The sequence below is a fragment of the Methylobacterium sp. WL103 genome, assembly GCF_008039885.1.
Lineage (GTDB): Bacteria > Pseudomonadota > Alphaproteobacteria > Rhizobiales > Beijerinckiaceae > Methylobacterium > Methylobacterium cerastii.
This window is the reverse complement of the sequence record NZ_VRUX01001138.1, coordinates 1-716: the sequence shown is the minus strand read 5'-3', so window position 1 is coordinate 716 and position 716 is coordinate 1. Positions and strand designations below refer to the sequence as shown.

Here is a 716-nt window from a genome sequence, read left to right as displayed (position 1 = left end):
GCGCCGCGACGGCGCTCGTCGGCGGCACCGGCCTGCGCTTCGCGCCCGGCTCAGGCGCGTTGTCACCGATCTTCTATCCCGTGCTCGATCGCCTCGCGGAGCTTGCCAAGACCTGCCCGTCGCTGCGCATCGCGGTCGCCGGCCACGGCGATCCGGCAAAGACCGCCCCGCCGGACGCGAAGGTGGCGGACGCAGCCCAGACGCAGGGTATCGCGAGTGCGGCGCCCAAGCCCGAGGCCGGCAAGGCTGCGTTGGCCAAGCCCGAGCCCACTAAGTCCGGTGAGACCAAGCCGGCCGCGAAGGCGGTGCCCGCAAAGGACGCCAAGGGCTCGAAGGACACCAAAACTTCGAACGACGCGAAGAGTTCGAAGGACGCCAAGGCGGCGAAGGACACCAAGCCGGCCAAGGACACGAAGGCCGGCAAGGAGACCGCCGAGGCGCCGGAGCCCGACCTGCCGCGGCTGCGCGCCGGTGCGGTGGTCGAGTACCTGCTCCAGGCCGGCGCTGGGCTCGACCAGGTCGTCGTCGCCGACAAGCTCTCGGAGCGGCCGGGCATCGCCTTCGCCGTGCTGCCCTGACCTCCGGAAAGGTTTTGCCGTGATGCTCCTCCTCGCCGGCCTGTGGCCGGGATCGTTGGCCGCACTCGTGCTCGGCCTCGCCGTCGGCGGCTTCACTGGGTTGCCGGCCCGGCCGGCGATCCCCGCCGCGCTCGGGGT

Annotated in this window: 1 pseudogene; it reads left to right on the top strand. The window is 72.2% G+C overall.

Going from position 1 to position 716, the window contains the following annotated elements:
- A pseudogene (locus tag FV222_RS30345) lies at positions 1-578 on the top strand (hypothetical protein); the annotation flags it as partial.
- Positions 579-716: the final 138 nt, after the last annotated feature.